At 71.7% G+C, this 26,074-nt stretch carries 22 protein-coding genes and 1 pseudogene; 14 read left to right on the forward strand and 9 right to left on the reverse strand.

The window, feature by feature from the left end:
• Together IE260_RS19880 and IE260_RS19885 are read right to left on the reverse strand one after the other, a co-directional pair.
• Positions 1-118, reverse strand: a 118-nt coding sequence (locus IE260_RS19880; protein WP_189873697.1) for a transposase, incomplete at its 3' end; no start/stop codon positions are given.
• Between the two features lie 64 nt (positions 119-182).
• A complete protein-coding gene (locus tag IE260_RS19885) occupies positions 183-599 on the reverse strand; it encodes a hypothetical protein (protein ID WP_189873699.1) in 417 nt (138 codons plus the stop codon).
• 552 nt (positions 600-1,151) lie between these two features.
• On the opposite strand from IE260_RS19885, the gene argG reads away from it, so the two are divergent.
• The 9 genes from argG (at position 1,152) to cpt (ending at position 10,344) form a co-directional block, all read left to right on the forward strand.
• The gene (gene argG, locus IE260_RS19890) at positions 1,152-2,597 is read left to right on the forward strand and encodes an argininosuccinate synthase (RefSeq protein ID WP_189873701.1); all 1,446 of its coding nucleotides are present in this window, start codon (positions 1,152-1,154) and stop codon (positions 2,595-2,597) included.
• 128 nt (positions 2,598-2,725) lie between these two features.
• Positions 2,726-4,225 carry an FAD-dependent monooxygenase gene (locus IE260_RS19895; RefSeq protein WP_189873703.1) on the forward strand — a complete coding sequence of 500 codons (1,500 nt, stop codon included), beginning with the start codon at positions 2,726-2,728 and terminating at the stop codon, positions 4,223-4,225.
• Between the two features lie 267 nt (positions 4,226-4,492).
• Positions 4,493-5,668: a sensor histidine kinase gene (locus IE260_RS19900; protein WP_189873705.1), complete on the forward strand. Its 1,176-nt coding sequence runs from the start codon at positions 4,493-4,495 to the stop codon at positions 5,666-5,668.
• Positions 5,665-6,066, forward strand: a complete 402-nt coding sequence (locus tag IE260_RS19905; protein ID WP_189873707.1) for a roadblock/LC7 domain-containing protein — start codon at positions 5,665-5,667, stop codon at positions 6,064-6,066. Before IE260_RS19900 ends, IE260_RS19905 begins: the two co-directional genes overlap by 4 nt.
• Positions 6,063-6,440 carry a DUF742 domain-containing protein gene (locus tag IE260_RS19910; protein ID WP_189873709.1) on the forward strand — a complete coding sequence of 126 codons (378 nt, stop codon included), beginning with the start codon at positions 6,063-6,065 and terminating at the stop codon, positions 6,438-6,440. The genes IE260_RS19905 and IE260_RS19910 overlap by 4 nt, the downstream gene beginning before the upstream one ends.
• Positions 6,415-7,008 carry a GTP-binding protein gene (locus tag IE260_RS19915; protein WP_189873711.1) on the forward strand — a complete coding sequence of 198 codons (594 nt, stop codon included), beginning with the start codon at positions 6,415-6,417 and terminating at the stop codon, positions 7,006-7,008. Before IE260_RS19910 ends, IE260_RS19915 begins: the two co-directional genes overlap by 26 nt.
• 15 nt (positions 7,009-7,023) lie before the next feature.
• Positions 7,024-8,373, forward strand: coding sequence for a cytochrome P450 (locus tag IE260_RS19920; RefSeq protein WP_189873713.1), 1,350 nt, complete (start codon positions 7,024-7,026; stop codon positions 8,371-8,373).
• Between the two features lie 207 nt (positions 8,374-8,580).
• Positions 8,581-9,711, forward strand: a complete 1,131-nt coding sequence (locus IE260_RS19925; RefSeq protein ID WP_189873715.1) for a tryptophan dimethylallyltransferase family protein — start codon at positions 8,581-8,583, stop codon at positions 9,709-9,711.
• A 99-nt stretch (positions 9,712-9,810) separates the two neighbouring features.
• Positions 9,811-10,344 (forward strand): chloramphenicol phosphotransferase CPT, encoded by a 534-nt coding sequence (cpt, locus tag IE260_RS19930; protein WP_229880928.1) that lies wholly within the window; start codon positions 9,811-9,813, stop codon positions 10,342-10,344.
• A 90-nt stretch (positions 10,345-10,434) separates the two neighbouring features.
• Here the strand turns inward: cpt and IE260_RS19935 are convergent, their stop codons facing one another.
• Both IE260_RS19935 and IE260_RS19940 read right to left on the reverse strand, forming a co-directional pair.
• A complete protein-coding gene (locus IE260_RS19935; RefSeq protein ID WP_189873717.1) occupies positions 10,435-11,733 on the reverse strand; it encodes a flavin-containing monooxygenase in 1,299 nt (432 codons plus the stop codon).
• Between the two features lie 136 nt (positions 11,734-11,869).
• Positions 11,870-12,654: pseudogene (locus IE260_RS19940) on the reverse strand (alpha/beta fold hydrolase).
• A gap of 206 nt (positions 12,655-12,860) precedes the next feature.
• On the opposite strand from IE260_RS19940, the gene IE260_RS19945 reads away from it, so the two are divergent.
• The gene (locus tag IE260_RS19945; protein ID WP_189873719.1) at positions 12,861-13,679 is read left to right on the forward strand and encodes an SDR family NAD(P)-dependent oxidoreductase; all 819 of its coding nucleotides are present in this window, start codon (positions 12,861-12,863) and stop codon (positions 13,677-13,679) included.
• Between the two features lie 19 nt (positions 13,680-13,698).
• On the opposite strand, the gene IE260_RS19950 is transcribed toward IE260_RS19945, so the two are convergent.
• On the reverse strand, positions 13,699-14,142 hold the full coding sequence (locus IE260_RS19950; RefSeq protein ID WP_229880931.1) for a PaaI family thioesterase: 444 nt from the start codon (positions 14,140-14,142) through the stop codon (positions 13,699-13,701).
• A gap of 147 nt (positions 14,143-14,289) precedes the next feature.
• Between IE260_RS19950 and IE260_RS19955 the strand changes: the two genes are divergently transcribed.
• Positions 14,290-15,192 (forward strand): aminoglycoside phosphotransferase family protein, encoded by a 903-nt coding sequence (locus IE260_RS19955; protein WP_189873723.1) that lies wholly within the window; start codon positions 14,290-14,292, stop codon positions 15,190-15,192.
• Between the two features lie 272 nt (positions 15,193-15,464).
• Here the strand turns inward: IE260_RS19955 and IE260_RS19960 are convergent, their stop codons facing one another.
• Positions 15,465-18,839, reverse strand: a complete 3,375-nt coding sequence (locus tag IE260_RS19960; RefSeq protein WP_189874140.1) for a pyruvate carboxylase — start codon at positions 18,837-18,839, stop codon at positions 15,465-15,467.
• A 227-nt stretch (positions 18,840-19,066) separates the two neighbouring features.
• Here IE260_RS19960 and IE260_RS19965 point away from each other — a divergent pair, with 227 nt between their 5' ends.
• Positions 19,067-19,783: a S1 family peptidase gene (locus tag IE260_RS19965; protein WP_189873725.1), complete on the forward strand. Its 717-nt coding sequence runs from the start codon at positions 19,067-19,069 to the stop codon at positions 19,781-19,783.
• A 155-nt stretch (positions 19,784-19,938) separates the two neighbouring features.
• Here IE260_RS19965 and IE260_RS19970 read toward each other — a convergent pair whose 3' ends face one another.
• The 3 genes from IE260_RS19970 to IE260_RS19980 form a co-directional block, all read right to left on the reverse strand.
• The gene (locus IE260_RS19970; protein ID WP_189873727.1) at positions 19,939-20,364 is read right to left on the reverse strand and encodes an RNHCP domain-containing protein; all 426 of its coding nucleotides are present in this window, start codon (positions 20,362-20,364) and stop codon (positions 19,939-19,941) included.
• 26 nt (positions 20,365-20,390) lie between these two features.
• The gene (locus IE260_RS19975) at positions 20,391-20,750 is read right to left on the reverse strand and encodes an RNHCP domain-containing protein (protein ID WP_189873729.1); all 360 of its coding nucleotides are present in this window, start codon (positions 20,748-20,750) and stop codon (positions 20,391-20,393) included.
• A 275-nt stretch (positions 20,751-21,025) separates the two neighbouring features.
• Positions 21,026-23,107, reverse strand: a complete 2,082-nt coding sequence (locus IE260_RS19980; protein WP_189873731.1) for a SpoIIE family protein phosphatase — start codon at positions 23,105-23,107, stop codon at positions 21,026-21,028.
• 328 nt (positions 23,108-23,435) lie between these two features.
• On the opposite strand from IE260_RS19980, the gene IE260_RS19985 reads away from it, so the two are divergent.
• Both IE260_RS19985 and IE260_RS19990 read left to right on the forward strand, forming a co-directional pair.
• Positions 23,436-24,209 carry a hypothetical protein gene (locus IE260_RS19985; RefSeq protein ID WP_189873733.1) on the forward strand — a complete coding sequence of 258 codons (774 nt, stop codon included), beginning with the start codon at positions 23,436-23,438 and terminating at the stop codon, positions 24,207-24,209.
• A 721-nt stretch (positions 24,210-24,930) separates the two neighbouring features.
• The gene (locus tag IE260_RS19990) at positions 24,931-26,037 is read left to right on the forward strand and encodes a GNAT family N-acetyltransferase (protein WP_189873735.1); all 1,107 of its coding nucleotides are present in this window, start codon (positions 24,931-24,933) and stop codon (positions 26,035-26,037) included.
• Positions 26,038-26,074: the final 37 nt, after the last annotated feature.

Raw genomic sequence — 26,074 nt, forward strand, 5'->3', positions numbered from 1 at the left:
ACACGCCGTTGATCACCTGCCGGTGATCCCGCCACGGACGACCACGACCGTCAACACCAGGCAGCAGGGGCGCTATCTGCTCCCACGCCTCATCCGTCAACTCACCACGACCCACCACAAGATCAATTATCAGACAGTGCCTAGGGCCTGTTGGGGAAGTCAGATGGTGAGAGGCTTCACGGCTACTCGTACTCGTCGTCGGGGCAGTCGGTTCGCCGAAGGTGTCCCGAGGCTTCGTGACGCACGGTTCGTGGCAGGGTCACTTCCGTCCAGGCCCCGTCCAGGAGCATCCACACCCCGAAGAGGGCGTCGTTCTCGTTGTGCAGCAAGAGTTGCACTGCATGGGGGCACTTCCATGGCAGCGCCCGTAGCGTTCTGCGCAGTTTCTCCGGGTTGAGGTGGTTGAACGTGCCTGCGGCTACATGACATTCGGCGCCCTGGAGGCTGCCTCCCCAGCGTCCAAGCTGTTGGTCCCCGCTGACCCGTTTCAAGCTACCGCTGCCCAGGCCGGCATTGAAGGTATCGAGACTGACGATGTCCTCCAATACCGCGTCCTCCAGATAACTGAACAGCAGTATGACGTCGGTGAAGTCGCTCATCAGTGATCTCTTCCACGTTGAAGGCCCGGGTCAGCGGGCGCGGTCCTTCACACACTGACCACACCGTTCGTAATTGTGCGGCCTCCTGGACGTTGATCAGCTGCGCCCCGCGCAGGCGGCCGGGCATCGCTCGCCCGGGCTGTCCGGCACCTGAGACCGGGCCGGCCTCCGTACCGCGCCGAGGCACGCGTCCTTGCCGCCGTCTTGACCCGCTCGGCGACGAGCCGCGCGGTGGAGACGTCGGCTGCCCGCCGGTCCCGGGCGAGGCGGTCGGGGCAGTCGGGGCACACCGCCCAGCACGGGGGCGGTCCGGCCGGGGCAGGCGTCTTCGACGCGCACCGGCCACCCGGCGCCGGTCAGCCGCTCGCGTGCAGCGCGGCAGGCAGCAGCATGGAGGGCGCCAGCGCCTCGGGGGTGGTCGTCCTCGGTGAGGGGCGCAGGGAATCCCTGCCTTCCCACACGGACGCTGTATGCACCGCTGTGCCGCGGGTGCACGAGAACCGCCTCGCGCCAGGCTTTGCATGATCATGCGAGATCATGCATACTCTTCCTATGTCAAAGGTCCTCACCTCCCTTCCCGCCGGCGAGCGCGTCGGCATCGCCTTCTCGGGCGGCCTCGACACCTCGGTCGCGGTCGCGTGGATGCGGGACAAGGGCGCCGTCCCGTGCACCTACACCGCCGACATCGGTCAGTACGACGAGCCCGACATCGCCTCGGTGCCCGGCCGTGCGAAGACCTACGGCGCCGAGATCGCGCGCCTGATCGACTGCCGTGCGGCACTGGTCGAGGAGGGCCTGGCCGCGCTCACCTGCGGGGCGTTCCACATCCGCTCGGGCGGGCGCGCCTACTTCAACACCACGCCGCTCGGCCGCGCCGTCACGGGCACCCTGCTGGTCCGGGCGATGCTCGAGGACGACGTCCAGATCTGGGGCGACGGCTCGACCTTCAAGGGCAACGACATCGAGCGGTTCTACCGGTACGGTCTGCTCGCCAACCCGCACCTGCGGATCTACAAGCCCTGGCTCGACTCCGACTTCGTGACCGAGCTGGGCGGCCGCAAGGAGATGTCGGAGTGGCTCCTCGCCCACGACCTGCCCTACCGCGACAGCACGGAGAAGGCGTACTCCACCGACGCCAACATCTGGGGCGCCACGCACGAGGCCAAGACCCTGGAGCACCTGGACACCGGCGTGGAGACCGTGGAGCCGATCATGGGCGTCCGGTTCTGGGACCCCGAGGTCGAGATCGCCACCGAGGACGTGACGATCGGCTTCGACCAGGGCCGCCCGGTGACGGTCAACGGCAAGGAGTTCGCCTCCGCCGTCGACCTCGTCATGGAGGCCAACGCCATCGGCGGCCGACACGGCATGGGCATGTCGGACCAGATCGAAAACCGGATCATCGAGGCCAAGAGCCGCGGCATCTACGAGGCGCCCGGCATGGCCCTGCTGCACGCCGCGTACGAGCGCCTGGTCAACGCCATCCACAACGAGGACACCCTCGCCCAGTACCACAACGAGGGACGGCGCCTGGGCCGGCTGATGTACGAGGGCCGCTGGCTCGACCCGCAGGCGCTGATGATCCGTGAGTCGCTGCAGCGCTGGGTCGGCGCTGCCGTCACCGGCGAGGTGACGCTGCGCCTGCGGCGCGGTGAGGACTACTCGATCCTCGACACCACCGGCCCGGCGTTCAGCTACCACCCGGACAAGCTGTCCATGGAGCGCACCGAGGACTCGGCCTTCGGCCCGGTGGACCGGATCGGCCAGCTCACCATGCGCAACCTGGACATCGCGGACTCGCGCGCCAAGCTGGAGCAGTACGCCGGGCTCGGCCTGATCGGCGCCGCCGGTCCGGCGATCGGTGCGGCCCAGGCGGCCGCGACCGGGCTGATCGGCGCCATGCCGGAGGGCGGCGCCGAGGCCATCGCCTCGCGCGGCGAGGTCTCCGGTGACGACGAGATGCTGGACCGCGCCGCCATGGAGTTCGGCACGGACTGACCGTCCGCCGCTCCCGGGAGCAGAAGGCCGGCTCGACCCCCACGGGTGTCGAGCCGGCCTTTTCGTCGGTCCCGGGGCGCCGCTTCGATCACGGAGCGAGGTTCGACCGTTTTTCGTCCGGCCGGGGATTGCATGGCGGGGAGGTCGTCCGCGCAGCCGCTCATGTCTGGAGGGCATCCGTGCCTGGAACCACCGAAGTGCTGGTCGTGGGTGCCGGTCCCACGGGTCTGATGCTCGCCGGTGACCTGGCCGCGGCAGGCGTCCGCGTCACGGTTCTGGAGCGTCGCGCCCGCACCTCGCAGCTGACCCGTGCGTTCGCGGTGCACGCCCGCACCCTCGAGCTGCTGGACGCGCGCGGGGTCGCCGGTGAACTCGTCGCCACCGGCGTCCGGATCGGCAGGCTCCAGATGGTCGGAAGCGCCCAGCTCGACCTGGCCCGGCTGCCGAGCGGGTTCCCGTACATGCTGCTGACGCCGCAGTACGAGACCGAGGCGGTGCTGCACGGGCGCGCCAAGGCCCTCGGCGCCGACGTGGTGACCGGCACCGAGGTCACCGGCCTGAGGCAGGACGCGGACGGGGTCACCCTGTCCGTGCGCCGGCCCGACGGTACGCGGGGCACGTTGCGTGCGGGCTACGCGGTCGGCGCCGACGGTATGAACAGCGTCGTGCGCGAGGCGCTGGGCCTGCCCTTTCCCGGCCGGGCCGCGCTGCGCTCGGTGATGCTCGCCGACGTCCGCCTGGCGGCGCCGCAGGCCATGCCGGTGGCGAACGCCGTACGGGAGGGGATCGCCTTCGTCTCCCCGCTGGGTGACGGCTGGCACCGGGTCGTCGCGTGGGACCGCGGCAGGCAGATGCCCGTCGACGCGCCCCTCACCCTCGACGACGTGCGCACGATCACCCTCAAGGCGCTCGGGACCGACTTCGGCATGCACGACCCGCGGTGGCTGTCGCGCTTCCAGACCGACGAGCGCCAGGCTCCGCGGTACCGGCTCGGCCGGGTGTTCCTCGCTGGTGACGCCGCGCACGTGCACTCGCCGGCCGGAGGGCAGGGGATGAACACCGGCCTGCAGGACGCCGCCAACCTCGCCTGGCGGCTGGCCGCGGCGGTGCGGGGGTGGGCGCCGGAGGGGCTGCTCGACGGGTACGAGAGCGAGCGGCACCCGATCGGCCGGACGGTCATCCGGGACAGCGGCAGGATGATGCGGATGGCGCTGGTCCATTCACCCGTGGTGCGCGCCGTCGTGAACGCGGCGTCGCACGCCGCCGTCGCGGTCCCGCCCCTTGCCGACCGTCTGGCGGCCAAGGCCACGGGGCTCTCCATCGCCTACCCGGCGCCGCCCGGGAGCCACCGCCTCGCCGGCAGGCGCGCCCCCGATCTGGAGCTGGCCCGGGGCCCGGGCGACGCGAGGCGTCTCTACGAGGCGCTGCGCTCCTGCCGGTTCGTGCTCGTCGGCCGGCACGCGGCGCCGACGGGCTGGTCCGGACGGCTGGTCACCGCCGCCCCGGCCGGTCCCGAGGCCCCGGCGACGCTGCTGGTGCGGCCGGACGGGTACGTCGCCTGGGCCTCGGACGGCGACGACCGCGACGCCGTGACGGCCGCCCTGAGGGCCTGGGCGGGGCCCCGGTAGGCGTGGACGCCGGCGTCCGTGGCGGGACGTCACCGAGAACCGGGCACAGGTGCTCCCAACTGGTCTTGTCCGTAAACATCTTGACGTAAATTCAGCCGATCATGCGGTGATACGATCACCGCGTTTGCGGAGCGGTCGGATGGGTGAAAGACGGCATCCCCGACTTCGGTGACGGCCCGGGCAGCAACCCCCGTGCGGGCGGTCCGCCGGACCGCCCGCACGGACGGGAATTCAGCAAGCCGGCGTCAGTCGCCCGAAGAGAGTCTTATGACGGAATACATAGGGAACCCACTGCTCTGGGCCCTTCTCGTCGCCCTTGTCGCCGCGGTCGCGCTCATCATCCGCCAGCGCAGGGCAGCACGGGCTCTGCGGCAGGAGGTCCAGGGCCTCAAGGACCATTACGCGGAGCTGGAGAGCGATTACGGAAAGTCGGTGCAGGCGGCTCAGGAGCGGGCCGAGGACGAGACGAAGACCGTCCTGAAATCCGCCATGCGGACACTTCAGGGTCTCGCGGCCGAACAGCAACTGGTGCTCTCCCGGCTGCAGACCAAGTACGGCGACTCCGCCATGCTGCAGGACCTGCTGGAGATCGACCACACGAACTCGCAGTTCGGCCGGCGCGCCCAGTCCATCGCGGTCCTGTGCGACGGCTGGCTGGGGGGCCGGCGCGACACCGCGTCGGTGTACGACGTGGTCCGCAGCGCGCAGGGACGCATCCGGCACTTCCGCCGGGTGGAGATCCTCTCCCAGGTCGACTTCGGCATCACCAGCCGGGCCGTCGAGCCCGTGGCCCTGGCCCTCGCCGAGCTGCTGGACAACGCCACCAGTTACTCCAGTCCGGACACCGTCGTCGAGATCAACATCCGGACCGTCCCCAAGGGCATCTGCGTCGTCGTGGACGACGCCGGTGTCGGCATGAGCGACGAGGAACGCGCCCGCGCCGAGAAGCTGCTCGCCAGTGACCGCGCCTCGGGCGTGGCGGGGCTCGGAAATCCGCCGCAGTTCGGCTTCGCCGTGATCGGTGTGCTGTGCGAGCGATTCGGCTTCGAGGTGTCGGTGGACTCGTCCTCCCCCTACGGAGGTGTGCGCGCGGTCGTCCTGCTGCCGCACGAGCTGCTCACCAGCATGCCGGATAAGAAGGCACCGGCCCCGGCCGTCCGGGCGGCGGCGGTACCCGGCCTGGACGGTGGGCCCGAGGCCGCCGCGCTCGCCCCGTCCCCGACCGCCGACGGCCTTCCCCGGCGGCGTCGCAAGCGGCCGATGGCCATCGTGCCCGGCAGCGACCCGGCCCCGCGGCCCGCGGGCCGCTCCGATTCCGAGCAGGCGCAGGTCATGGGTGCCTTCCAGCGGGGCACGCAGTCCGGCCGGGCAGCACGGCCGGAGGCCGGGGACCGGACGAGCAGTACACCTGGTGCAAGCAGCGAAGGACATGAGGTCTCGTGAACGACGATCTGTCATGGATGCTCGACAGCGCCCTGGAGATTCCCGGGGCCCTGCACGCGGTCCTGATCTCCGCCGACGGTCTGCTGATGGCCCGGACGAAGGACTTCGACAGGGACGACGCGGACCGGGTTGCCGCCGCGATGAGCGGCGTGCAGTCGCTCAGCCGCACCCTGGGGTTCTTCTGTGAGGACCCCGCCCAGCGGTGGCGGCAGACCCTGGTCGAGTTCGACGGCGGCTGGGTGTTCCTGATCTCCGCCGGTGAGGGCGCCTACCTGGGTGTCTCCGCCTCCCCCGAGGTCGACATGGCGGACATCACCTTCCGGATGCAGCAGCTCGTCTCCCAGCTCGGCAAGAGGCTGACGACCCCGCCCCGCGAGAACCTCGGCACCCGCTCATGACCGGCCAGGACGCCTGGGAGCCGGAGGCCGCCGAATTAGTGCGGCCGTACGTCATCACCAAGGGACGCGACCTGCCCGACGAGGAGCAGCTGTCCCTCATCACCCTGGTCACCGCGTCCGCCGACCGGACACAGCGGCCGACCAGGCTGTCCCCCGAGGAGCAGAGCCTGCTGGACCTCTGCTCCGCCGGCTACCTCTCGGTCGCCGAGCTGGCCGGACACACCCGGTTCCCGCTGGGGGTGGTACGGATCCTGCTGGCATCGCTCACGGAGGGCGGCTACCTCGTCACCCGCCCGCCGGTGGCGCGTGCCCGCCTCGCCGACAAGGAGATCCTGGAGGAGGTGCTCAATGGTCTCCGCGCCAAGTTTGGATGAGCAGGCCTACGTTCGCGGCGGGGAGACCCAGACCGCGGTGAAGATCCTCGTCGTCGGGCACTTCGCGGTGGGCAAGACCACCTTCATCGGGTCCATCTCCGAGATCGAGCCGCTCTCCACCGAGGAGACGATGACCCAGGCCGCCGAGTCGGTCGACGATCTCAAGGGTGTCCAGGGCAAGACCACGACGACGGTCGCCATGGACTTCGGCCGCCTCACCATCAGCGACCGCGTCGTGCTCTACCTCTTCGGAACGCCGGGCCAGCAGCGCTTCGTGCAGATGTGGGAGGACATGGCCCGTGGGGCGCTCGGAGCCCTCGTGCTGGTCGATCCCGAGCGACTGGCGGACTCCTTCCCCGTGATCGACCTGATCGAGCACTACGGGCTCGACTACGCCATCGCCGTCAACCACTTCGACGGTGCGCCGCCCCGCGACGAACGAGCGCTGCGCGAAGCACTGGACCTGCTCGACGACACCCCCGTCGTCACCTGCGACGCCCGCGACGAGAGGTCCTCGGCCGCGGCACTTACCACTCTGGTCCGCTACTTGCTGGACCGCTCCCGCTAGGAACTGAGAGCAGACATGGACGCTCACGACACGGCCCCGGTGCCTCCCCCGGGGTGCCCGGCCCACGGCTCCGGCGGCCGCGTGCCGCTGTACGGGCCGGAGTTCGCCGCCGCCCCGCAGGAGTACTACGAGTACCTGCGCCACTACGGGCCCGCCGCGCCCGTCGAACTCGCTCCGGGTGTGGAGGCGACGCTGGTCACCGACTACGCGGCGGCTCTCCAGATGCTGCAGGACTCGGGTGCCTTCCGCAAGGACGCGCGTCGCTGGCGGGCGTTCAACGAGGGCAAGGTGGGCCCGGACAGCCCGGTCGCCCCGCTGCTGGCCTACCGGCCCAACTGCATGTTCGCCGACGGCGCCGACCACCTGAGGCTGCGTCAGGCGGTCACCGACAGCATGGCGCGCGTGGACACCCGCCGGCTGAGCCGCAGCACCGAGCAGATCTCCGGTTACCTCATCTCGCAGTTCAGCGCCCGAGGCTCGGCCGACCTGCTCGGCGACTACGCCAAGCAGCTGCCGCTGTTCGTGTTCAACGAACTCTTCGGCTGCCCCGCCGACATCGGCGACCGGGTGCTCTTCGGCATCTCCGGCATGTTCGACGGGATCAACGCCGACAAGGCCACCGAGGTGCTGTTCCAGGCCGTGGGCGAGCTGGTCGCACTGAAGCGCTCCAAGCCCGGGGACGACGTCACCTCCTGGCTGATGCGGCATCAGGCCGCGCTCTCCGACGAGGAGATGGTCCACCAGCTCGCGCTGCTGCTGGGGGCGGGCGCGGAACCGCTGCGCAACCTCATCGGCAACACGTTGCACCGGCTCCTCACCAACGACCGGTACGCCCGCGAGGGCGGTCTGATCGACGAGGCCCTCGACGACACGCTGTGGGAGAACCCGCCCATGTCGAACTACGCGCCGCACTACCCGGCCGCCGACATGGAGTTCGCCGGACAGCAGCTGCAGGCGGGCGACCTGGTGCTGGTCAGCTTCGCCGCGGCCAACACCGGCCCCGCCCTCAAGGCCTCGCGCCAGGCCGGCAGCAACCGCGCTCACCTGGCGTGGAGTGCCGGTCCGCACGCCTGCCCGTCCAAGGAGCCGGCCCGGCACATCACGGTCACCGCCATCGAGAACCTGCTCAACGAGCTGCCCGATGTCGAGCTCGCCGTCCCCGAGGACAGCCTGACGTGGCGGCCGGGTCCCTTCAACCGGGCACTGGCCACGCTCCCGGCCCGCTTCACCCCGGTGCAGCCCACGCGGCGGCCGGGAGCACAGTCGGACACCACGGCGTCCGCGCACGAGAAGCCGGGCGGCTCCGCGCGCACGCACGAACGGACCGGCCTGTGGAGCCAGTTCCTGAACTGGCTCACGAGGTGATGCTTGTAACACCTGCCCAACCAGCCCCTTTCGCATGAAGGTTCAACGGCAGGGGTAGTCAGCAACGCGGTATTCGAGTTGCTGACGAAGAAAGGGAGGTGCCATGGACCACATATCCACGGACGCCGCTTTCCCGCCGGTGAACCACCCGATACCCGCCCTCGCAGGCGGGTATCTTTCTGTGCGCGTCCAGCGCGTGGCGGGCCGGTGACTGCCGCCCCGACGGGCGCAGAGGCGGCAGGCAGACCGACCCTCGGCGCCTTCACGAGCGGCCAGCTGCGAAGACTCGGTGCGGTCGCGGGCCTGTCCGCCGCCGACGTCGATACCTACGCCCATGTGCTGACCGAGTCCTTGGGCCCGGTGAGCGAACGGCCGCTGAACCTGCCGCCCCCCACCCGCACCTTCCTGTCCGACGACCACACCCCCGTCGAGTTCTCGCTCTCCTGGCAAGCCGGCGCGGCCCCCTCTCTCAGGGTGCTCGTGGAACCGGGCTGCGGCGCGGACAGCCTGGACCACAACGGCCGCATCGGCCTCGCGACGGTCCACGCGATGGCGAAGCGCTGGAACTTCGCCACCGACCCGCTCGACGAACTCCAGGACCTCTTCCTGCCGCCCTCCCCGCAGGGGCCCCTGGCCCTGTGGTGCGCCTTGGAGCTGCGACCCGGCGGCACACCCAAGGTCAAGGTCTATCTGAACCCGGCCGCCTCCAAAGCGCGGAACGCGGCCGCGACGGTACGCGAGGCCCTGCGCCGGCTGGGTCACCGGCACGCCTTCGCGGCCCTGCCCGAGGCCGACGGGTACCCGTTCGTCGCGCTGGATCTGGGCGACTGGGAAGAGCCCCGGGTGAAGGTCTATCTGCGGCACGACGGCCTCACGGCGCTGCGGGCCGGGCGGCTGTCCCGCATGGACCCGGGCCCCCGCCCCGCGGCGATCGAGGAGTTCTTCCTCACGGCCGCGGGCGGCGCCGGACGCCACACGACGCGCCTGAACAGGCGGCCGGGCCTCTCCTGCCATTCGTTCACCGAGACGGGCACCGCGCGGCCGAGCGGCTTCACCCTCCACGTTCCCGTCCGGGACTACGCGCGTCACGACGGGGAGGCCCTGGCGCGCGCGGCGAGTGTGCTGCGCCGCCTCGGCCTCGACGCCGCCGTGCTCCCCCGGTCCCTGGCCGCCGTCACGCAGCGACGGCCCGAGGAGGGCGTCGGGCTGATCGCGTACCTGGCGCTGGCGCACCAGCAGGACCGCCCGCCCAGGGTGACCGCCTACCTCTCCTGCGAGGCGTACGCGGTCCGTCCCCCGGTCGCCGAGGCCCCCCGCCACACGGTGGCGGTGCACTGAGCGACCCGTCACAACGGCACGAGGTGCCCGGTGAGTTCATCGGGCACCTCGCGCCGGAATTCGTTTCGTGCCGGGTGGGAGGCGTCCTATTGTGACGCGGTGACGACTCGGATGATCATTCTCAACGGCGGTTCCAGCTCGGGGAAGTCGGGGATCGTACGGTGTCTGCAGGCCGTACTGCCGGATCCGTGGCTGGCGTTCGGGTGCGATTCGTTCGTCGACGCCCTGCCCGCGAAGATGCAGGCGTCCGACGAGGGGATCGTGTTCGCGGCGGACGGCGAGGTCAGCGTCGGGTCGGACTTCCGGGCGCTGGAGGCGGCCTGGACGGAGGGCGTGGCGGCGATGGCCCGTGCGGGTGCCAGGGTCGTCATCGACGACGTGTTCCTCGGCGGAGCGGCTTCCCAGCAGCGGTGGCGGAAGGCTCTGGGCGGCCTGGAGGTGCTGTGGGTGGGCGTCAGGTGTGAGAGCGCGGTCGCCGCAGCCCGTGAGATCGCACGGGGGGATCGCGTCCAGGGGATGGCCGCGTCGCAGGCGGACGTGGTTCACCGAGGGGTGTTCTACGACCTGGAGGTGGACACGACGCACACCGAGTCGATGGCGTGTGCGCGAACCATCGCCGCCCACGTCGGCTGAGCGCCGCACCGGCCCGCGGCTGCCCGGCCGGCAGCCGCACGCCGTCCGCACGGCGTCGCGGTACAGGGCGCCGCGCCTCCGCGGGGCGGCCTAGACCTTCAGCGCCTCCCGCAGCTCCCCCAGGTACGGGCCCACGTCGACCTGGATCGACGCACCCTGGGTCCGGCCGTACCGCTGGGAGATGCCCTCGAGGTACGCGCCGACCTCCTCGCGCATCGCCGCCGCCGGAGGAAGCGTTTCCTCGCCCTCCATGAGCCGCGCCACCCACTGCGCCTGGGCCTCGACCAGCCGGGTGATGGCACCCACGGGCCGGACGAGGCCCACGAAGTACAGACCCGGGCGGTCGGGCGGGACGATCCGCTTGTACAGCTCGACCGAGCCGTCCGGCCCCACCGGACACCCGGCGGGCAGGAAGGGGAAGGCCATGCGGAAACCGGTGCAGTAGACGACCGCGTCCGCCTCCACGGAGGTGGTGTCGGTGAAGACGACGCGCCGGCCGTCGAAGGCGGCGATCGCCGGCTTCGGCGTCACGGCGCCGTGACGTATCCGGCTGAGGATCTCGTCCGAGATGGTCACGGCGGAGGAGAAGATCGGGTGGTCGGGCTCGGGCAGCCCGTAGTCCGCCAGTCTGCCCCGCGCGACGAGCAGGGCCTGCTCCACGAAGCGGCGCTGTTCGGCGAAGGACATGTCGTTCCACCAAGGGGCCTCGGCGATCTCGTCGACCGACGTCCCGAAGAGCTGCTTCGGCACGATGTGCAGGCCTCGGCGCACCGAGAGCACGGTCTGTCTCGCGTGCCGGGAGAGGTCGGCCGCGATGTCCACGGCCGACGCGCCCAGGCCGACCACGACGACGCGCTGTCCGGCGAAGTCGCTGCCGTCGCGGTAGTCCAGGGAGTGCAGAATCGTTCCAGCAAAGGCGTCGGAGCCCGGCGGAAGCGGATCGGGCAGGGCGGGCTCGGTGTGGTGCCCCGAGGCGACGATCACGTGCTCGAACCGCCGCGACACCACCGCACCGTCGGGTCCCCGGCTGACGACCGTCCACATGCCCTCGGCGTCCCCGCGAACGGACACGACCTCGGTGCGCAGTTCGACGTGGTCCAGCAGGCCGGCCCACCGGGCGAACGACCGCAGATAGTCGGCGACCTCGCTGTGCCGCGGGTAGAGCGGATACGACGACGGCATGGGGAAGTCGGCGTAACCGGTCAGCTGCTTGGCGGTGTTGAGGTGCAGTGACAGGTAACCCGGGCCCCGCTCGCCGGCCTGCGGCTGCCGCCAGACACCTCCGACGTCGGGGGCCTTCTCCAGACAGACGAATTCGATGCCGCGGCCCTTGAGGACGTGTGCCACAGCCAAGCCCGACAGACCCGCACCGATCACGCACGCTCGCACGTTTCTCCCCAGGACGATCACGCTCCTTCGCCGAACATGCATTGACTGCCCACGGGAAACTTTGCGCACACCAGCCCCAGACTCGAACACGTGTGTCCGTCCTCACGTTTCGCGCCGTCCGGACGGGCGCCGTCGACTACCGCCACAGGTCCCGCAGGGCGGCGTTGACGGTGGCGGCCTGCTGGGTGTGCGGGTAGTAGCCGGGCACACGCAGCAGACGGGCGCCGACGGCGTCGGCCACGGCCTCGGCACAGGCGATCAGCGGTTCGCCCGCGTAGGTGCGGTACGGCTCCGGCGCGTCCTCCCAGGTCCCGCGGATCACCAGCGTCGGCCACGGGGCGGACCGCAGCGGTTCCAGCGGAACCGTCGCCTCCCAGACCGGGCGTTCCCGCATGGAGGCGGCCACGGCACGGAGGCGGTCCGGGGCAGGGGCGGCATGGTCATCCCGAGTCCCTCCGTGGAAGCGCGAAGGTACTGCTCCGGCGTCACCGACTCCGGCACACCGGCGCCGTCCCGCACCCGGGCGAGCATGGCCTCCACCACCAGGTGACCGGCGGCCGCGGAGAACGCGGCGGGCTGGATCAGCGTCAGCGAGCGCACGAGGTCGGGACGGCGCCCGGCGGCGAGCACGGCCGCCAGGCCCCCGTTGCCATGGCCGACCAGATGCGCGCCGGCGTCCTGTTTGGACAGCAGGTCCACCAGATCGTCGGCGTCGGTCTCGAAGTCGCTCCCGTCGGTGTCGGGGCTGCGGCCGTAGCCACGACGGTCCACCAGGAGCAGGCGGCAACGATCGGCCGGCGGTCGCTGGGCGGCGAAACCGTACGCCTCGCCACTGCCTCAGGGGAAGATGTTGTGCACGAAGACCGCGGGAACCCCCTTGCCGCCCGTTTCGTCCCACACCGTCACGTGAAGGGCCGTCACCAGCGATCCTCCGTTTCGCCTCACGTCCGACGCCGCGCGTCCCGAGCAGTGATCCCCACGACGACACCGGGGCATTCATGGTGCGTCCCCCTGCCCCGCCGACGGCCCCCGGGGCGTTTCCAGGACGTCACCCGCTGCCTGGTACCGCCGGTACCAGGAACGCGGGAGCCGTGGCTGTGCGCGGACGCGCGGCGCACAGTGAAGGCATGAAAAGCACTGAAGACACACCGCACACCGGAGCGGGCAGGAGCCGCCTGGCCCTCGTCACCGGGGCCTCCTCGGGCATCGGGCGTGCCTTCGCCCGGCGACTGGCCGGCCAGGGCCACGACGTGGTCGCCGTGGGCCGGCGCGCGGATCGCCTGGAGGAACTCGCCGCGGAGTTCCCCGACGTCGAGGTCCGCCCCCTGGTCGCCGATCTGTCCACCGCCGAGGGCATCGACGCGGTCGCCGAGGTCTGCGCGACCGAGGAGGTGAACCTGCTCGTGAACAACGCGGGCGTGGCCCACTACATGCCGCTCGCGGAGCTGCCGGCCGACAAGGCCCGCGAACTCGTCACCGTGAAGGTCCTGGCCCCCACCATGATCACCCGCGCCGCCGTGGCGGGAATGCGGGACCGCGGCGAAGGGGCCGTCATCAACGTGGCCGGCATGATCGCCTTCAGTGGCCCGGCCCCGCACTCCCAGTTGCCCCGCCGCGCCGTCTACGCGGGCACCCTGGCCCACCTGGTCGCGATGTCCCAGGCCCTGAGCGCGGAGCTGGAGGGCACCGGCGTCAAGGTCGAGGTCCTGTGCCCGGGTGTGGTGGCCACGGAGTTCCACGAGCGTCAGGGCATCGACATGAGCGTCGTGCCCCGCATGACCGCCGACGACGTCGTCACCGCCGGGCTGCGCGGCCTCGAACTCGGGGAGGTCGTCTGTGCCCCCGGTGTGGAGGACGCGGGCCTTCTCGACGCCGTCTTCCGGGCCGACCTCGCGGCCTTCGGAGCCCAGAGCCCCGAACTCGCCGGCCGCTACCGGACCCCCTGAACCGCCGGGCCCGACCGTGTCAGGTCTCCGCATCGACTCCCGTGCGGTTGTCCGGAACCGAGATCGTGCCTTGCGCGACGGCGCACAGGGTCTCCACCCCGTCGTCGTCCACGGACGAGATGTCGCAGCGGCACACCACGCGGGAGCGGCCCGCCCGCACGACCCGGGCGCGGGCCCGCAGCAGGGTGCCCGCGGCGGGGCGCAGGTAGTCGATGGTGAAGCCGGCGGTCAGCAGCCGGGCGCCGGCGACGGTGCCCGCGGCGAAGGTCAGTGTGTTGTCCGCGGCGTAGGCGAGCACGCCACCGTGCACGAATCCGTTCTGCTGACGCAGGTCGTCGCGGACGTCCAGTTCGAGGGTCGCCTCGCCCTCGTCGAAGGCCGTCAGCCGGGCGCCCAGCAGATTGCTGAAGGGCTGGGCCGCCAGCACCTTCTGGGCGGTCGTCAGGTCAGGGATGCTCTTCACGCCGCTCCTCGGCTTCCGTGGCCGGTGAGGAAGTCCGTACTTCCGCCTCGAAGCGTACTCACCCACAGGTTCCCGGGTCACCGGACATGGGCCATGGAGCATGAAAGCGTTTGACGACCGTCCGCGTCCGGCGTTCGGATGACGCCCATGGACACAGTGGAGACGCATCGCGGCCGGCATCCTGTCGACGAGGAACTCGTCCGGCGGCTGATCGCGGGACGGTTCCCCCGGTGGGCGGGGCTCACGGTGGAGCGGTTTCCGTCCGGGGGGACGGTCAACGCCATGTACCGGCTGGGCGACGGCATGGTCGTACGACTGCCGTTGGTGGAGGGCGGCGCCAAGGACGTGGCGACGGAGCTGGAGTGGCTGCCGCGTCTGGCGCCCCTGTTGCCCACGGCGGTCCCCGAGGTACTCGGGGCCGGCGAGCCCGCCGAGGGGTATCCCTGGCCGTGGTCGGTGTACCGGTGGCTGGGCGGGGAGAACCCCGAGGCCGGGGCGCTGAGCGATCCGGTGCCGCTGGCCGGGGATCTCGCCGGGTTCGTGGCGGCGATGCGGAGTGTCACGCTCCCGGGGGCACCGGACGCCTACCGCGGCGGCCCGCTGGCCTCGCTCGACGCGTCGACGCGGGCGGCGATCGAGGAACTGCGCGGCATCCCGCAGGAGGGGGTCGACTGCGATGCCGCCGTCGCTGCGTGGGAGGACGCGCTGCGGGCTCCGGACTGGGACGGGCCGCCGGTGTGGCTGCACGCCGATCTCATGCCGGGCAATCTGCTGGTCGACGGCGGCCGGCTGGCCTCGGTGATCGACTTCGGGTGCATGGGGGTGGGCGATCCGGCGTGTGACCTGTTCCCGGCGTGGAACCTGCTGCCGGCCGGCGCGCGGCAGGTCTTCCGTGCGCTGCTCGACGTCGACGACGCGACCTGGCGGCGCGGCCGGGGGCGGACGCTCTCCCAGGCGCTGATCGCGCTGCCGTACTACCGGAGGACGAACCCGGCCATGGCGCACAACGCCCGGCACGTGATCCGGGCAGTCCTGGGTGACGGCGGATGACAGGCGCCCTGGGACACGCGGTGCGTACGCGGTCGCGAGGAGCACCGGACCGCCGCGGCGAGCGTCTCTCCTCCCGGCAGCCGTTTCGACGCGGCGCACATCGCCGTCCTCGCGGCCGGCCGGGCGTCGGCCGGCTCGGGGTCTCGCGCCGTGCTGTTCGCGGGCCGGCCCCGACCGAGGGGGTCCGGGCGCCGTGGTTGTCCCGGCGGGACCGGGCGGGGGACGTCCCTGGACGGCCCCGGCCCGGTCTCCGCGCGTGTCTTCCGGCGCGCTCAGGCGAGTTCCACCAGGAGGTCTCCGCCCTCGACCTGCTGGATGCGGTTGATGGCCAGCCTGCCCACCGTGCCGGCCTTCGGGGCGGTGATCGCCGCCTCCATCTTCATCGCCTCGATGGTGGCCACCGTGTCACCGGCGTCCACCGCGTCGCCCTCGGCGACCACGAGGGTCACCACGCCGGCGAACGGCGCCGCCACATGACCGGGGTTGGCCCGGTCCGCCTTCTCGGTGACGGGCACGTCGGAGGCCGCCGAACGGTCGCGGATCTGGATGGGCCGCAGCTGGCCGTTGAGGGAGGACATCACCGTGCGCATACCGCGTTCGTCGGCGTCACCGACGGCCTGGAGCTCGATCAGCAGCCGCACACCGGGGTCGAGGTCGACGGCGTACTCCTTGCCGGGGCGCAGCCCGTAGAAGAACGCCTTGCTGTCGAGGACGCTGGTGTCGCCGTAGGCCTGACGGTGCGTCTCGAACTCGCGGGTGGGCGCAGGGAACAGCAGCCGGTTCAGGGTGGCCCGCCGTTCCTTCGCGAGACCGGTGCGGTCGTCCGCGGTCAGTTCCTGCACGGGCTTCGGCTCGGCGCGGCCGCGCAGCGCCTTGCTGCGGAAGGGCTCGGGCCAGCCGCCGGGCGGCGTGCCCAGTTCACCGCGCAGGAAGCCGATGACGGAGTCGGGGATGTCGAACCTGTCCGGTGCCGCCTCGAACTCCGCCGGGTCGACGCCGGCGCCCACCAGGTGGAGGGCCAGGTCGCCGACCACCTTCGACGAGGGGGTGACCTTCACCAGGTGACCGAGCATGCGGTCGGCGGCGGCGTACATCGCCTCGATGTCCTCGAAGCGGTCGCCGAGGCCGAGCGCGATCGCCTGCGTGCGCAGGTTGGACAGCTGTCCGCCGGGGATCTCGTGGTGGTAGACGCGGCCGGTCGGCGAGGCCAGGCCCGCCTCGAAGGGGGCGTAGACCTTGCGGACGCTCTCCCAGTACGGCTCCAGGTCACCGACGGCCTGGAGGTCCAGCCCCGTGGGCCTCTCGGAGTGGTCGGTCGCGGCCACGATCGCCGACAGGGACGGCTGGGAGGTGGTGCCCGCCATCGACGCCACCGCTCCGTCGACGGCGTCCGCGCCGGCCTGGACGGCGGCGAGATAGGTGGCGAGCTGCCCGCCGGCGGTGTCGTGGGTGTGGATGTGCACCGGCAGGTCGAACTCCCGGCGCAGGGCGGAGACCAGGGTCGCCGCCGCCGGTGCCCGCAGCAGGCCCGCCATGTCCTTGACGGCCAGGACGTGCGCGCCCGCGTTCACGATCCGCTCGGCCAGGCGCAGGTAGTAGTCGAGGGTGTAGAGCCGCTCGGAGGGGTCGGACAGGTCGGAGGTGTAGCACAGGGCCACCTCCGCGACGCCGGTGCCCGTCTGTCGTACGGCGTCGATGGCGGGCCGCATCTGGTCGACGTCGTTGAGGGCGTCGAAGATGCGGAAGATGTCGATGCCGGTGGCCGCGGCCTCCTGGACGAAGGCGTCCGTCACCTCCGTGGGGTACGGCGTGTAGCCCACGGTGTTGCGGCCGCGCAGCAGCATCTGCAGGCAGATGTTCGGCACGGCTTCCCGCAGGGCGGCCAGCCGCTCCCACGGGTCCTCGGCGAGGAAGCGCAGGGCGACGTCGTAGGTGGCGCCGCCCCAGCACTCCAGCGACAGCAGCTGGGGCAGGCTGTGCGCCACCGTCGGTGCGACGGCGAGGAGATCCTTGGTGCGGACCCGGGTGGCGAGCAGCGACTGGTGGGCGTCGCGGAACGTGGTGTCGGTGACGCCGAGGGTGGGTGACGAGCGCAGATGGCGGGCGAAGCCCTCCGGGCCGAGCTCGGCCAGTCGCTGCCGGGACCCGGCCGGCGGCTCGCCGGTGGGCGCCGCCGGCAGCTTGGTCAGGGGGTCGATCAGGTCGGGGCGCTCGCCGTGCGGCTTGTTGACGGTGACATCGGCGAGGTAGGTGAGCAGCTTCGTGCCGCGGTCGGCGGAGTGGCGTGCGGTGAGCAGGTGCGGGCGCTGTTCGATGAACGACGTCGTGACCTGTCCGGCCTGGAAGTCCGGATCGTCGAGGACCGCCTGCAGGAACGGGATGTTCGTGGCGACGCCGCGGATGCGGAACTCGGCCACGGCACGCCGGGCGCGGCCCACCGCCGTGGCGAAGTCCCGTCCCCGGCAGGTGAGCTTGACCAGCATCGAGTCGAAGTGTGCGCTGATCTCCGTACCGGCGTGGGTGGTGCCGCCGTCGAGGCGGATGCCCGAGCCGCCGGGCGAGCGGTAGGCGCTGATCCGGCCGGTGTCCGGGCGGAAGCCGTTGGCCGGGTCCTCGGTGGTGATACGGCACTGCAGTGCGGCGCCCCGCAGGGTGACGGTCTCCTGGGCGAGGCCGAGGTCGGCCAGCGTCTCGCCGGCGGCGATGCGCAGCTGGGACTGCACGAGGTCGACGTCGGTGACCTCCTCGGTCACCGTGTGCTCGACCTGGATGCGCGGGTTCATCTCGATGAAGACGTGGTTGCCGTCGCGGTCGAGGAGGAACTCCACGGTGCCGGCGTTGCGGTAGCCGATCTGCCGGGCGAACCGCACGGCGTCGGCGCAGATCCGCTCGCGCAGCTCCGGGTCGAGGTTCGGCGCGGGAGCGAGTTCGATCACCTTCTGGTGCCGGCGCTGCACCGAGCAGTCCCGTTCGAACAGGTGGATGACGTCGCCCTGTCCGTCGGCGAGGATCTGCACCTCGATGTGGCGGGGGTCGACCACGGCCTTTTCCAGGAAGACCGTGGGGTCGCCGAACGCCGACGCCGCCTCCCGCGAGGCCGCCTCGATCGACTCCCGCAGCTGGGCGGGGTCGTCCACGCGCCGCATGCCGCGCCCGCCGCCGCCCGCGACCGCCTTGACGAACACGGGGAACCCGACGTCCTGGGCGGCGCGGACGAGTTCGTCCACGTCGGTGGAAGGCGCGGAGGATCCGAGCACCGGTACGCCGGCCTCGCGGGCGGCGGCCACGGCGCGCGCCTTGTTGCCCGTCAGCTCCAGGATCTGGGCGCTCGGCCCGACGAAGGTGATGCCCGCCTCTTCGCAGGCACGGGCCAGCTCGGGGTTCTCGGACAGGAATCCGTAGCCCGGGTAGACGGCGTCCGCTCCGGCACGGCGCGCCGCACGGACGATCTCGTCGACGGAGAGGTAGGCCCGCACCGGATGCCCCGGCCGGCCGATCTCGTATGCCTCGTCGGCCTTCATCCGGTGCAGCGAGTTGCGGTCCTCGTGCGGGAAGACGGCGACGGTTCGGGCGCCCAGCTCGTAGCCTGCACGGAACGCGCGAATCGCGATCTCACCACGGTTGGCGACCAGCACCTTGCGGAACATTGTCGATCCCTTCAGCCTGCCGGTGACGAAGACCATGGTGTCGATGGCACCCCCGCTACGCCATGTGAGCCGGGCCACTCGCCGGGCATCCGCCGTCCCTCGGCGGGGACATAACGCCGTGTTATGGCAGATCGGTATTGGTGATCATCGGGCCACGCCCGAGATCCTGGGCGCTCCCACACCCCACACACACGTCACCGTACGCGTGTCGGCGGAAACGAGGAGCCTTGCGCATATCCAGACTGATCCCTGCCCTGATGGCCGTGGTGCTGTCCGTCCTCGCCCTCGCTCCGAGCGCCTTCGCCGCGGACCAGCGGCCCGGCAGCGGCGGTCCGCAGCCGATCATCGGCGGCGGATACGCACAGAACGCTCCCTGGGCGGCCCGGCTGTTCTCGAACGGAACCCAGACGTGCAGTGCCACCGTCATCGCCCCCACGTGGATCCTGACCGCCAAGCACTGCGTCGGCGGCGGAGGGCTCTCCTTCCGCATCGGCAGCCTCGACCAGAGCTCCGGCGGCACCGTGGCCCAGGGCACCCAGGTCCACACCCACTCCTCGGCCGACCTGGCGCTGGTCCGGCTCGACCGGTCCGTCGCCGCCTCCTACGCCCAGCTGGGGCAGCCGGGCACGGTGCGGGTCGGACAGGCCGTGCAGGTCTACGGCTGGGGCGCCACCTCCCGGTGCGGCTCCGAGATCAACTGCCAGTCCCGGTATCTGAAGGTCGCCAGCCTGACCGTGACCGGCGGCTGCCGGGACGCCTACTACGGCTCGGCGATCTGCGCCCGTCCCGGTGACGGCATCACCGCGGGCGGCGACTCCGGCGGACCGATGATGGCGGGGGGCGTCCAGGTGGGTGTCGCCTCGACCAGCGACCGGCAGAGCACCACGGCCTACACGAACGTGACCGCCTACCGCTCCTGGGTCCAGTCCATCGCCGGCGTGTGACCCCCTCCGGTTCCGCCCCGAACCGCTCAGCAACCGGTCGGCGGCGCCCCCATCGTCGGCTTCAGGGGCCGGAGTTGGGGCCCTGCCCCGGGCGGGGCGCGAGCCGGGCTGCCGGGACCGTTGCACCGCACGGTTCCCGACAGCCCGGTCGCCGGTCACAGGGCGAGCAGGATCCGGCCCGGGACCGATCCGTCCCGGAGCGGTCTGAGCGCCAGGCGGACCAGGACGAGGGCGTTGTCGTCGCCCGCAATGCGGTTGGCGCTGAGTTCGCCGCAGGTCAGGCACTGATGGACGATCAGCCATTCACCGTCGGGCCGTACCGACACGCTCAGCGCCTCCATGCGTCCACGGCAGTCCGACGCGCGGTCGCCGGGAACACGCCGGTCGACGTGCAGGCTGGCCAGGCAGTTCGGGCAGTGGTTGCGGTGCGCCGTGCCCGGTGCCGTCACCGGCACGTCCAGCCGGCACTGCACGCACCGGAAGTCCCCGGTGCGGGGCACGCCCCGGTCGCCCGGGACGCCTTTGTGCCGCTGCGGGCGTCGTGTCCCGTCCCGTCCGTCGGATCGATTGCGTCGTGGCATGCGTCGGCTCCTCCTTCCCTGGGTGGTCAGAGGGTGCCGAACGCCTCTAGCGGGAAGGGCGTCTGCGCCAGTGGCCGTACGGCCATCCGCATCAGGATGAGCTGGTTGTCGTCCTTGCACACCGGGTTCGACGTGAGCTCGTCACACCGTACGCAGCGGTGGACGACCATCCAGTCGCCGGTGCGCAGCACGGCGATGGCGATGGGCGACATGCGGCCCAGGCAGTCGGTGGGCCCGCCCTCCACCTGGTCGAGGACGTGCCGGGAGTGCAGGCACGACGGACAGTGGTTGCGCCGTGTGCCGTCGGCGGCGAAGGCCGACACGGTCAGATCGCACCATGTGCAGACGAAGGTGCTGATCTTGAGGCTGTTGCTGGGGTTGGACACCCGGGTGCTCCTTGCTGGGAGTTCTCTGCGATGACAGCAAGAGCAGGCCGAGCGGTCGCCGGATCCTCACGCGGGGCCGCCGGTCAGGGGCGGCGAGCCGGGACAACGACTGGCTGTGCGGTACGGCGAGGCGCGCTCGGCGCGAGCCGGGACATCAAGACACCCCCTCCGGGCCGTGGGCCCGGTACGTGGTCGACGACGGGGCCACAGCGTAGGCACGGCCCCTCGGCGCGGGCCAGCGAATTACCGTCCACGGCTCCGGGGGCGCGGGCGGCTCACAGCTGGTTCAGGGATATCTCGCACCACACGGTCTTGCCGGTGCCGCGGGGTTCGATGCCCCAGGACGTGGCGAGTTCCTCGACGAGCATCAGACCGCGGCCCGAGGTGCACTGCTCGTTGGCGGCTCGGCGCCGGGGAGTGACCGGTGAGGCGTCGCTCACCGCCAGCCGCAGGCCCCGCCCGCCGTGCCGCACCGGCCTGGCCGTCAGTATGGCGTGGCCCCCCGTGTGCAGGAGGGCGTTGGTGGCCAGCTCGCAGGCCAGCAGCTCCGCGGTGTCGTCGAGTGCCTCCAGCGACCAGGCGTGCAGTGCCGTGCGCAGGGCGAGCCGTGCGGCCCCGAGTGCGTCGGGGTCGGCGGGGGAGATCGTGGCCTCCATCTGCGGCGCCGGGTCCGGCCCGGACCGTGACCGCTGCAGCACGAGGAGGGCCACGTCGTCCTCCTCGCCGGTGTAGGCGGCCATGGTGTCCAGCAGGTGGTCGGCGAGGACCTCGGGGGGCCCGGGGCCGGTGGTGATCGCGTCCAGGAGCCGGGTGCGGCCCTGGTCGATGTCCCGGGCGCGGGACTCGATGAGACCGTCGGTGCACAGCACCAGGGTCGAGCCGGGTTCCAGGACCGTTTCGAGGGCCGGGTAGGCGGGCTGGGTGCCCGGGGCGGTCAGCCCCAGCGGGAGACCGCCGGGGGTGGCGATCCAGACGCTGCTGCCGTCCCTGCGGCGCAGTACGGGTTCGGGGTGCCCGGCGCGCACGATCGAGGTCATCCCGGTGCCGGGATCCAGCAGGGCGATGAGGCAGGTGGCGAAGCGGTCGGTGTCGAGTTCGGCGAGGAAGGCGGAGGCCCGCGCCATCACGGTGGCCGGCGGATGCCCCTCGGCGGCGTACGCGCTCAGCGCGATGCGGAGCTGTCCCATGACGGCGGCGGCCGTCACGTCGTGTCCCTGCACGTCGCCGACGACCGCGACGATCCGGCCGTCGGGCAGCGTGAGGGCGTCGTACCAGTCGCCGCCGATGCCGCCGCGGGCCCGGGTGGGGCGGTAGCGGGTGGCGAGGGCCAGCTCGGGCACCTGCGGCAGGCGGCCCGGGAGCATCGCCGTCTGCAGCCCGGCGGCGAGTTCGTGCTCCTGGTCGTAGAGGAGGGCCCGCTGCAGCGACTGGGCGATGACCCTGCCCAGCGCCGTCAGGACCGTCCGCTCGTCCGGCGGGAACCGTGCCCCGCCCGCGTACGTCAGTCCGACGGCACCGATCGGTGTGTCCTGGGCGATCAACGGCAGGTACGCCGTCGCCACGGTCCCGGAGAACCTCGTCACGTACGGCTCCAGCGCGGGGTAGCGCTCCGTGAGCGCCGCCTTGCTGGTGAGGAAGACCGGCTTGCGGGTGCGCACCGCCTCGGTCAGCGGCAGGGTGGCGTCCAGCCTGGACAGGTGGAAGTCACGGATCAGGTTCTCGGGCACACCGTTGGAGCCCACCAGTTCCATGCGCCCGTTGTCGATCAGGCCGAGGACGATGCCGGAGGCGCCGATCCGTTCCAGCAGGCGGCTGGTCGTCAGCGCCTCGGCGACGTCCTCCACGGTGACGGTGGGTACGAGCACGTCGCTGACGTGCCCGACGATGTCGGCCTGGCGGCGGCGGTCGTTCCTGGCCTGGCGCAGTTGTTCGGTCTGGTCGAAGGCCACCAGTTCCTGGCTGGCGTCCCGGATGACGCCGATGACCCGGACGGGGCGCCATTGCGGATCCCGGACGATGTGCCCCTGGGTGTGTGTCCAGCGCAGTCTGCCGTTGCGGTGCCGTACCCGGAAGTAGAGGCTGAAGCCGGAACGCTCCCTGAGCGCGCGGTCCACCAGCTCCTGGATCGCGGGCAGCTCCTCCGCCACCATCCGCTCACTCAGGGTTTCCAGGCGGCCGTCGAACTCGCCCGGCCGGAACCCCATCACCGCCAGACCCGCGTCGTCGTAGCGCATCACGCCGTCGGTCACGTCCCACGTGAAGGTGCCCATGCCGTTGACCGCGAGGGCGACGTCGGCACTGGTCGCGTGGTCGCTCCCGGTGTCCGGGCGGCCGTCCGGTTCGAAGAAGCGTTGCATGACTTCCTCCCGGCCCGCACGTCCTCAGTGCCTGGTGATGCGCCGCGACTACGACAGCTCGGATGTGGCCACGCCTTCATTCTGCGCGGAATCGCTCACCTGCGCCCGTCCGGCGCCGTGAGCAGGAAGGGCCCTGTGCCGATCACCGTGGCGGCGCGCGAGGGACCTCCCACCCGTTCGGCGGGGCAGCGCTGTACTCGTGTGTGCACCTCCTCGTCCAGGGACACGCCCATCGCCTGCGCCGTACGGGGGAAACGCGCAACACGACAGAGCACCATGTTCCGGAAAAGCTGGGACGAACAGCCCGCACCCGGAGTCGGAGGATGTCATGCCCGTCAGGAAGACCGTGGCTTTCACGATCGGCGTCGCCCTGTGCACCGGCATACTCGGCACCGGCTGCGCCCAGGAGCCGGACGCCCCCTCCGCCCGGGAGCCACGCACGCCCAGCAGCGACGCGCCGCGCCCCGCTCCACCCCACCCCGCCGCTCCGGCCGCTCCGGCCGCGCCGGCCCGTCTGCTCCCGGGGCTGGGGCCGGCCATGCAGGGCAGGGTGCCCGCCACCACCACCCAGGCCCTGGTGGTCAGGGGCACGACCCAGGACGCGAACCGGGCGCGGGCCGCGCTCTACGAACGGGACGCCGGACACGGCTGGCGCCTCGTCGCGGGCCCGTGGCGCGCGCACAACGGCCTGCAGGGCTGGACCACCGACCACTGGGTCGGTGACCTGCGCACGCCCGTCGGGGTCTTCGGCCTCAGTGACGCCGGGGGCCTGCTGCCCGATCCGGGGACCAGGCTCCCCTATGACCAGGACCCGCTGTTCCGCGCCGAGGGCACCGGCCACCTCGGCGAGCCGCTCGAAGGTTCGTTCGACTACGTGGTCGCCGTCGACTACAACCGCGTCTCCGGCACCACTCCACTGGACGAGACCAAGCCGATGGGTGCGGCCAGGGGCGGCGGTGTGTGGATCCACGTGGACCACCGCGGGCCCACCAGCGCCTGCATCTCCTTGAGCGAGGATCACATGCGGGCACTGTTGCGGGCCCTCGACCCGGCCAGGAAGCCGGTCGTCGTCATGGGGCCGAACGCGGAACTGTCGAAGTAGGCAGGTCCTCCACGGTCCATGGCAGCCGGCGTCCACCTCCCGTAGACATCCGGTGCGAATCGGCAACGGAGCACTACGTGCCCGGGCCGAGCCGGGGGTACCGAATCACCGCACGACCGCTTGACGACGCGGAAGGGCACTCGGCCTACTGGAAGGCGCAGTCGGGGCGTATTCGGGGGACTCGTCCGGTGTCAGGCTGTATGTCGGCCCCCGTCGGTACCAGGTCAGGAGTCCGGCATTGCGGCATCGGTGGGCGGCGGCGATGGTCCTGCTGGCGTCCGTGCTGCTGCATCTGTTCGTCCCGCAGTCCGCGCCGGACCGGGTCGCGGCGGTGGGGACCACCGCCGCGCCGACCGCGGGAGCGCTCGGCGGGACGGCGCAGGCCGAGGCCGTCCGAGAGCCGTGCCCCTGCGAGGAGGACGCGTCCGTCCGTCATGTCGCGGTGCGCTCGCCGAGGACCGCGGGAACGGCCGGGGCCGGTGGCCAGGCGTCTGCGGGTGCTCCGGCTCAGGCATGCACCGGGGCGCGCGACGCCGGGGAGCCCGGCTCGTCGCGAGCGGGTGACGGGCCCGGAGCGGACGCTGTCGGCCCGACCGCGCCCGGATTGCAGACATTTCGCTGCTGAGTGACGGCGGTACGGATCAGGGCCTGCGCCGTGCGGCCTGCGTACTGCCTGGTGCCGGGACACGGTGTCGAGCAGGTCCTCGTGTGTTCTCCATCGATGACGCAGGAGGCGACGGACGTGTCGGAGAAGCGCATTCTCGTGGTGAGACCGGGAGACCTGAGCACGGACGACCACAAGATCTGGCGGGACATCAGAGCCGAGGGCGGGGCACCGGCGAACCCTTTCATGGACCCCGCGTTCACCGCGGCCGTCGGGCAGGTCCGGTCACGGGCCCGGGTCGCGGTGCTCCATGAGGACGGCCACCCGGTGGGCTACTTCCCGTACGAGAGGGGCTTACCGGGTCGCGGCAGGCCCATCGGGGCAGGAGTGTCGGACAGTCAAGGCGCTGTCCTGCGCAGGGGGATCCGGCTCGACGCCCGCCGTCTGTTGCGGGAATGCCGGCTGTCGTCCTGGGAGTTCGACAACCTGGAGGCAGGCCAGCATCCGTTCGTGCCGCACGCGGCCGAGGAGCTGGCCTCCCCGGTCGTCGACGTCGGAGAGGGGTTCGAGCGTTACACGGAGCGGCTGCGCCGGAGCTCACCGAGCTTTCTCAAGCAGGTCCTGGCCAAGGAACGGAAGCTCGCCCGCCAGGTCGGCGAAGTGCGGTTCGAGTACGACTCCCGGGATTCCGACGCGCTGGGTACGCTCATGCGGTGGAAGTCCGCCCAGTACCGCCGGACCGGTCGGCGCGACCGGTTCGCGCAGGAGTGGATCACCCGCCTGGTGGAGTTGCTCGCGCGGAGCGACGATCCGGACTGCCGTGGTGCGCTGTCGGTGCTGTACGCCGCCGGCCGGCCCGTGGCCGCCCACTTCGGGCTGCGCTCGCACACGGTGCTGTCCTGGTGGTTCCCGGCCTACGACCGCGAGTTCGGCAAGTACTCGCCCGGACTGGTGCTGCTGTTGCGGATGCTGGAGGCGGCGGCCGCCGACGGGATCGGGACGGTCGACCTCGGAAGCGGTCCGGCGCGGTACAAGGAGTCGTTCAAGACGCGTGACCTGCGGGTGTACGAGGGCGCCGTGGTGCGTCCCGGACCCGGCGGTGCCGTCCACTGGCTGGGCCGGGAGCCGGCCCGGACCGCCCGCCGCTTCGTACGCGACCGGCCCCGGCTGGCCCGTACCGCGCGCAGGGCCCTGGCGGAGGTGGGCCGCCTGCGCGACCGCTGAGTCCCCGAGGGCGAACGGGTGGGGGCGGCCGGGTGCG

The organism is Streptomyces viridiviolaceus (assembly GCF_014650995.1).
GTDB lineage: Bacteria > Actinomycetota > Actinomycetes > Streptomycetales > Streptomycetaceae > Streptomyces > Streptomyces viridiviolaceus.